A 7,804-nucleotide genomic window follows, 5' to 3' on the forward strand; every position below is an offset into this window, starting at 1 on the left:
AACGACGCTCGCACTTCCATCTTCGACGTCAAGGCTGGCATCCAGCTCGACCCGACCTTCGTGAAGGTTTGCGCCTGGTACGATAACGAATGGGGCTACAGCAACAAGGTTTGCGAAATGGCCCGCGTCATCACCAAGTAATTGATTTCTGCATGGCGTTCGTGGCGCGGACGCAAAGGCCTTCGGGCAACTAGATTTCCGCGCCTCCGCTTGAAACTTTTACAAAGAAGCCCCGCTCAAACGAGCGGGGCTCTCTTTTTATAACCGTTCGTTCGACGTTTAGGGATTGGAACCTCCGGTTACTCACTTACTCTCGCCGCCACGCCTCGTTAAGACGAGGCGCTTGCGGCTTACATAGAACCGCTCGTTCGAAGTTTAGGGATTGGAACCTCCGGTTACTCACTCTCCCCGCAAGGGGGACCATGACGACATAAGCGCTAAAGCGCCAAGTGGTCAAAGTACTCTCGCCGCCACGCCTCGTTAAGACGAGGCGCTTGCGGCTCACATAGAACCATTCGTTCGACGTTTCTAAAGCCTGCATATAAACTAGCAAACGGCAGACCAAAAGCTTGTTTCGTCGCCATTTGGTCTGTAGAAACGTGCTAAAATGCAAAAACCGGCCTTTGAGACCGGTTTTTTGTTGTGTTTATGGGCGCATCGCGCCGATATTGAATTACAATTTCATGTCGGAGAGGCGAGTATGCTCGACAGCATCAAACTCTTCTTGTATCTCTTTGCTGGGGGCCTTGGTGCAGAGGCTTACGATTACGATGGTCGCGAAGCTGAGCACGAAGCCGGGGACGAGTTCGTAAATCTGGAAGATTTCAGCGGAGAATCCGGAGAGGTAGAACTTCCAAACGAACGTTGTGATGCCGCCGACGAGCATGCCCGCGATGGCGCCTGGGAGCGTGGTGCGCTTCCAGAACAGGGCAAGGAGCATGATCGGGCCGAAGGTGGCTCCGAAGCCGCCCCACGCGAAGCTCACGAGGCTCATCACCACGTCGAGGAAGCTCTTGCCCTGCTTGACGCCGTCGGCGCTCGGGGCGCCCTGCATGGCGACGATGACTGCGACAATCGTGATGAGCACGACCACGCCGCGGCTCACCCACATGACTTCCTTGTTGCTCGCGTTCTTGCGGAACAGGTGCTTGTAGAGGTCGTTGCTGAAGGCGGAGGCTGAAACTAGCAGCTGCGAGTCGGCGGTACTCATGATGGCGGCAAGGATGGCGGCCATGAGGATGGCGGCAATTGCCGGATGGCAGAGGGCCTGGCAGAGAATCATGAAGATGCGTTCCGGGTCGTCGACCTTGATGCCGTTTGCTTCCACGTAGTAGCGGCCGAGCAGGGCGATCATGATGACGGCGCCGAGGCAGACGGTCACCCAGGTCATGGCGATACGGCGGGAATCCTTGATTTCCTCGGCGTTCTTGATGCTCATGAAGCGCACGAGAATATGCGGCATGCCAAAGTAGCCGAGACCCCACGCGAGGCTCGAAATCAGGGCGATAAGGCCGATGGACTTGCCCGTAGTGGCATTCGTGAACAGGCTCATCAGGTAGGGGTTCTGCGCGTTCACCGCATCCATGGTCGCGGCGAATCCGCCCGATCCGGTCATGATGATCGCAGGAATCGCGATGACGGCGATGAGCATCATCATCGCCTGGATGAAGTCGGTCCAGCACACGGCAAAGAACCCGCCCATGAAGGTGTAGCTCACGACCACGACCGCGCCGAGGATAAGGCCCGTGGTGTAGTTCATGCCGAAGATGGTGCCGAAGAGTTTGGCGCTAGCCACGAAGCCCGAGACCGTGTAGAAAAGGAAGAATGCGAGGATGAAAATCGAGGCGATGACGCGGATGATTCCTTTGTTGTCGCGGAAACGGTTCGAGAAGAAGTCGGGGAGGGTGATGGAGTCGCCGCAGAAGTGGCTGTATTTGCGGAGCCTGCGGCCCACGATTTTCCAGTTCAGGTACGTGCCGATGACGAGACCGATGCCGATCCAGGCTTCGGAAAAGCCGCTCACGAAGATGGCGCCCGGGAGGCCCATCAAAAGCCAGCCGCTCATGTCGGAGGCCTGGGCGGACATCGCGACCACCCACTTGTTCATGCCGCGGTTGCCCAGGTAGTAGGCGTTCAGGCTGTTCGCCTTGCGGGAGAAGTACGCTCCGATGCCGAGCATCATTAACAGATAAAGGATAAAGACGGCTATGGTCATGTATTACGCTCCTTTTTTCGGAAAGATAGATAAAAAAGAAAAAATTTTTTTATAGGACTTTGGGACGGGGTGTGATTTCGCTAACACTCGCCCCCGAGATTGCTTGTTTGACGGGGTGAAAATGTACGAAGAAGGCTGACATTAAATATATTTAATTATTATTTTTATGTTAGACGGGGAATGTGGTCGGATGTCTTTGTATGTAACCATTAATTTGCTTTGCGCCATAATGATCATCATGCTGATGTTCATGGTTAATCGTGGTGTGATGCATGAAGCCGACCGTAATACATTCTACAGACTTTGCTTCAACACGCAGCTCCTTTTTTTGCTCGATGTCCTGTGGGTGCTTCTGGATGGAGCCACATATACCGGCGCCCGGACGCTGAACTATTTTATCAATGCGGCCTATTTCGCGCAGTGCGGTATCCTCTGCTATTTCTGGAGTCAATATTCCCTTCACCTTTCCGGAAGCCAGCGCTTTTCCGGGAAGTTCTTTAAGGTACTGTTTATCGTGCCCATGGCCGTGGAAGTTTTGCTTTCGGTCGTTTCCATCAAGACGGGCTGGTATTTCACCATCGATGCGGATAACCATTACCATCGCGGGAACCTGCTGTTTATCCAGGTGATAGTCATGTTTCTCTACCTGGTTTACTCCCTGCTTGTCGCGGTATTTACCATCAAGCAGCAGCGCGACATTTTGAACAGGAACAAGCTCTACGCCATTTCTGCGCTCGGGTTTCTGCCGTTCATATCGCAGTGCCTGCAGGCGCAGTTCCCCGGCGTTTCCGTGTTTTGTACGGGCGCAACCCTCGGGCTTGTCATTGTGTTCCTCGAAATCCAGCGCGAGATGATTTCGGTTGACCCCCTGACGCGCCTCAACAACAGGAACCAAGCGAGTATTTACTTGAGCGGTCGCTTCAAACAGGAAATTCCGGGCAAGAAACTCTACCAGTTCCTTGTCGATCTGGACAAGTTCAAGAGCATAAACGATACCTACGGTCACATGGAGGGCGATAACGCACTTATCATTGTGTCCTCGGTTTTGAAGAACGTTTGCGGCCCGCGGGGGCATTTTATTTCGCGTTATGGCGGAGACGAGTTCGTCGTGTTTGCGAACCTTCCGGACAACGCCGCTGCCGACAACCTGTGCGAACTGCTCGAGAATAAACTCCGGGAACGTTCGCAGACGCTCCCGTACACGCTTGCGTTGAGCGTGGGGTATGCCGCCCTCAGGGACGGCGAAACCGAAGAAAGCCTTTTGAGCAGGGCCGATGCCTCGCTTTATAAAATCAAGAAACGGAAACATGCGGAACGGTAGCGGATATGGATTTGTTCAGTTACATAGAAACTAACGTGTTCTGCATCGTGGTCCTTGTGGTGCTGCTCGTGGCGCTTCGCACGAGCTTGAGCCGTCTTACGAACCAGACCATTCTGACTCACGTTTTCTTGATGATTATCGCGATGCTCGTTCTCGATACGGTGAAGGCGGCACTGAACGGCGTTGCTTTCCCCGGTTCGGATGTGTTTACCTGCTTCATGGCGTCCATTTTCCATGTCATCAGCGTGATGTTGTATTTCCAGTGGCTGCGATTCGTGGGCTACAACATGCAGCTCCGTTTTTGGCGAGACAGGCGCATGATGTCGTTGTTTGCGCTTCCGGGCGTTGTCGCGATTGCGCTTGTGGCGGGCAGCATCAAGTTCGGGTGGGTGTGGAGTGTCGACGAGAATAACGTCATTTCACACGGCCCATATTACCTTCTTTTTGTCGCTTGTTGCAGCGTTTACATGGTATTCGCCTGCATTCTTGCCGGATACAGGATTCCGATCAAGCGCTATTTTGCGGACCGCGTCCTTTATATTTCGCTGGCCTTGTTCGGGCTTTTGCCGCTGCTCGGGCTTTGTTGCGAATGTACGCCCAGTTCCCCGCCTTATTCCGTGTACGCGATGGTAATTGCTGCCTTGTTCGTTTTTCTGGAAATGCAGTCCCGCATGATTTCGACGGACCCGCTGACCAAACTCAACAACAGGAACCAGCTCAATTCGTTCCTGGATTCTAAAATCGGGCAGTATACCGAGAACAGGAAGGTCTACCTCTTCGTGCTGGACTTGGACAAGTTCAAGGGCATCAACGATAACTTCGGGCATAGCGAGGGGGATAGCGCGCTCAATATGGTGGCGGATGTGCTCAAGCGCGTCTGCGGGCCGTTGGGTTGCTTTATTTCGCGCTTCGGGGGCGATGAATTCAATCTGGTCGCCTTCCTGGCGAATGACGCGGAAGCGGATGCGCTTCGCACGACCATAAAGGAAGACTTGGCGCGGACGTCGGCGTCGTTGCCGTACTCGCTTACCGTGAGCATCGGGTATGCGAGAAGCCTTGGCCGCAAGGAATCCGTGATGGACTTGTTCTCGCGTGCCGACGAAGCGCTGTTTGCCGAGAAGAAGGCGAGAGAATGACTTGCTGGCATTAAACGTCGCCGACTTCGCCAGTAGCGACGAAATTCCTAACAGCGCGTGTAATGCGCATGCTGCAGAAATTAGGGCCGCACATGCTGCAGAAGTGGCTTGCCTTTGCTTGGCTGCCGGGGAGCGTCTTGTCGTGGAATTCCATCGCCTTTTCGGGGTCGAGGGAAAGCGCGAACTGGTCGTTCCAGCGGAAGTCGAAGCGGGCGCGCGAAAGGGCGTCGTCGCGGAACTGTGCTGCGAAATGGCCCTTTGCAAGGTCGGCCGCATGGGCGGCGAGCTTGTAGGTGACCACACCCGCGCGCACGTCGTCGCGGTCGGGGAGCCCGAGGTGTTCCTTGGGCGTCACGTAGCAGAGCATTGCCGTGCCGTACCAGCCGATCTGAGCCGCACCGATGGCCGACGTGATGTGGTCGTAACCGGGGGCGATATCGGTGGTGAGGGGGCCGAGCGTGTAGAACGGAGCGCCGTGGCACTTTTCCAGTTGGCGCGCCATGTTGTCCTGAATCTTGTGCATCGGCACGTGACCCGGGCCTTCGATAATCACCTGCACGCCATATTCCCAAGCGATCTTCGTGAGTTCACCGAGGGTGTCCAGTTCTCCGAACTGGGCCGCGTCGTTGGCGTCGGCCAAAGAACCCGGACGGAGTCCGTCGCCGAGAGAAACGGCCACGTCGTAGGCGGCGAGAATCTCGCAGATTTCACGGAAGTGCGTGTACAAGAAATTCTGCTGGTGGTGGCGCATCTGCCAGAGGGCGAGAATCGAGCCGCCGCGGCTCACGATACCCGTGGTGCGCTTCGCAGTGAGCGGAATGTGTTCCAGCAAAAGACCCGCATGGATGGTGAAGTAGTCCACGCCCTGTTCCGCTTGCTCGATGAGCGTGTCGCGGTACAGTTCCCACGTGAGTTCTTCTGCCTTGCCGTTCACCTTCTCGAGCGCCTGGTAGATAGGCACGGTTCCGATAGGAACGGGGCTGTTGCGGATAATCCATTCGCGGGTTTCGTGGATGTGCTTGCCGGTGGAAAGGTCCATCACGGTATCTGCACCCCAGCGCACGGACCAGGCCATCTTCTCGACTTCTTCTTCGATAGAAGAGGTGATGGCGGAGTTGCCGATGTTGCTGTTGATCTTGGTCAAGAAATTCGTACCGATGATCATCGGTTCGCATTCAGGGTGATTGATGTTCCCCGGCAGAATCGCACGGCCTGCGGCGATTTCGTCGCGCACGAATTCGGCGGTAATGGGGGAGCCCGGAATATTGATTTTACCTTGGGCCTGCAACTCATCAAGGCGCTGGTTTTCACGTATTGCCACGTATTCCATTTCCTTGGTGATGATTCCCTTGCGGGCGTAGTCGAGCTGCGTCAGGTGGTGACCCGCCTTGGCGCGGAGCGGGTGGTGCTCGGCGTTGAAGCGCAGGTGGTCCAACTCGTGGTTTTCGCGACGGGCGCGACCGTAAGCGGACGTCATGTCGTCCAGCTGTTCGGCATCACCGCGTTCCATAATCCAAGACTCGCGGAAACGTTCAATACCCTTCGTCACGTCCAGCTTGGCGTCTACGTCGCTGTAAGGTCCGCTCGTGTCGTACACGGGGACAACGGGTGTTTCGGGGTCTTCGGTCAAAATTTCACGCATGCCCACGCGGATGTCCGGGAAAATCTTCCCCGGCACATACACCTTGCGCGAGTTCATAAAAGGCTTAAGCAGAGAATCCATTAGTTCCTCAATTTTTACGCCCGAAATTTAGAAAAATATGAACTAGTGCAGGACCATCGCGGCGATGAAAGCGAGTGCAACAACGACTGCTGCAACGATGGCGACCGGGCTTGTTTTTTTCTTTTTGGCGTAGGGACTGTCCGGGTCGTCTCCGAATTCATTTTCCAGAATTTCGTCGTAGTCTGGAGTCTCCAAGTCCGAAAACTCCGCGCCGTCTTTCCAGCCGGTATTGGCGTCGCTGCCGCAATGCGGGCAGAACGTGGCGTCATCCTTCAATTCGCTGTGGCAATGCGGACAGTACATGGTTATTTGCTGAACCTATAACGGCCCAGAAGGTCGAAGTAGCGGGCCTTCGGGGAAATCCTGGCGGGCTTGATGGTCTTGCGGATGGCTGTTGTTTCTTCATTTTTTACAAAGAAAAATTCTCTGTCATACCCCTCGCCATCAATACCAAACTCCTTGCCATCGAGACTTAAGGAAAAACCTTTTTCATTGGGTTTATATAATATGATGTAATCTATTTCACCATCGTCATTATATTGATAACACTTGAAATCATCGCTTGAATCTGCAGCAAAGAGTGTTTGACCTGTGCGGACATGATCAGTTGCGTAATCATAGTATTTTTTTTGTATGAGAGTGTCTGTTTGCAAGATGTATTCGAAAAACCAATGTATAGAAGATTCAATTGTTTCGGTGCTAGCGTAATTTGGGGTTGATTTGATTATTTCAACGCCATCGTATACTCCATTGCTGTACATTTTCTGCTCATAGCACAAAGTGTCGTTTTTGCTGCAATTAGAGATTATGTATTCTAGGCCGTTTTTTTTCAAGGCCGATTCATCGACATCGTGGTAAAAGTGGTTGACGCTTATTTCTTCGCCATCTGTCTTTGGATCAAAATGCATTTCCATGAGCAGTTTGTTCTCATAGATGTATTTATGAGTCCATTCGTTACCTCTTTCGTTAAAGTAGGATGAATCCAAACGAAATTCGCGTTCACCGCTGCCGATAAGTGACGAATATAAGATAAATGTGGCGTCCGTGCAAGTGTTTGCCGAAGCCACGGCGCTAAACGTGAGCACGGAGATTGAAACCAAAATAAACTGTCTAGAAATTCTGAAAAGGGACATCTTTTTCTCCTAATATTTTGCTGAAAATATAATAAAAACACCCCGGAAAATTCCGAGGTGTTTTTGAAGCTTTTTGCTTTGGATCCTATCGGTCGCTGCGCGACCTCCAGGATGACAGATTACAGCTTATCGTTAGAACCAAGAACGTCGACGATCTTGTGTTCGTACATCTTCTGCATGTTTTCGCGAGCCGGCTTGAGGTACTGGCGCGGGTCGAAGTGTTCCGGATGTTCGTCGAAATACTTACGGATAGCGGCAGTCATGGCGAGACGGCTG

7 protein-coding genes and 1 pseudogene are annotated in these 7,804 nt (G+C 53.4%); 3 read left to right on the forward strand and 5 right to left on the reverse strand.

The annotated features are described in order from the left end of the window. Positions 1-141: pseudogene (locus tag IK012_RS13615) on the forward strand (type I glyceraldehyde-3-phosphate dehydrogenase); the annotation flags it as partial. 532 nt (positions 142-673) lie between these two features. Here IK012_RS13615 and putP read toward each other — a convergent pair. Next, positions 674-2,215 (reverse strand): sodium/proline symporter PutP, encoded by a 1,542-nt coding sequence (gene putP / locus IK012_RS09325; RefSeq protein WP_290953564.1) that lies wholly within the window; start codon positions 2,213-2,215, stop codon positions 674-676. Between the two features lie 229 nt (positions 2,216-2,444). Here putP and IK012_RS09330 point away from each other — a divergent pair, with 229 nt between their 5' ends. Both IK012_RS09330 and IK012_RS09335 read left to right on the forward strand, forming a co-directional pair. Continuing rightward, positions 2,445-3,536 (forward strand): GGDEF domain-containing protein, encoded by a 1,092-nt coding sequence (locus IK012_RS09330; protein ID WP_290953567.1) that lies wholly within the window; start codon positions 2,445-2,447, stop codon positions 3,534-3,536. 5 nt (positions 3,537-3,541) lie between these two features. After that, on the forward strand, positions 3,542-4,672 hold the full coding sequence (locus IK012_RS09335; RefSeq protein ID WP_290953569.1) for a GGDEF domain-containing protein: 1,131 nt from the start codon (positions 3,542-3,544) through the stop codon (positions 4,670-4,672). A gap of 10 nt (positions 4,673-4,682) precedes the next feature. On the opposite strand, the gene thiC is transcribed toward IK012_RS09335, so the two are convergent. The 4 genes from thiC to IK012_RS13620 form a co-directional block, all read right to left on the reverse strand. Then, positions 4,683-6,395, reverse strand: coding sequence for a phosphomethylpyrimidine synthase ThiC (gene thiC, locus IK012_RS09340; RefSeq protein WP_290953571.1), 1,713 nt, complete (start codon positions 6,393-6,395; stop codon positions 4,683-4,685). Between the two features lie 42 nt (positions 6,396-6,437). After that, a complete protein-coding gene (locus tag IK012_RS09345; RefSeq protein ID WP_290953573.1) occupies positions 6,438-6,698 on the reverse strand; it encodes a zinc ribbon domain-containing protein in 261 nt (86 codons plus the stop codon). Between the two features lie 2 nt (positions 6,699-6,700). After that, the gene (locus IK012_RS09350) at positions 6,701-7,528 is read right to left on the reverse strand and encodes a hypothetical protein (RefSeq protein WP_290953575.1); all 828 of its coding nucleotides are present in this window, start codon (positions 7,526-7,528) and stop codon (positions 6,701-6,703) included. 119 nt (positions 7,529-7,647) lie between these two features. Continuing rightward, positions 7,648-7,804, reverse strand: a 157-nt coding sequence (locus IK012_RS13620; protein WP_367273787.1) for a class II fructose-bisphosphate aldolase, incomplete at its 5' end; no start/stop codon positions are given.

Origin of the sequence: Fibrobacter sp., from assembly GCF_017551775.1 — a bacterium.
Taxonomy (GTDB): domain Bacteria; phylum Fibrobacterota; class Fibrobacteria; order Fibrobacterales; family Fibrobacteraceae; genus Fibrobacter.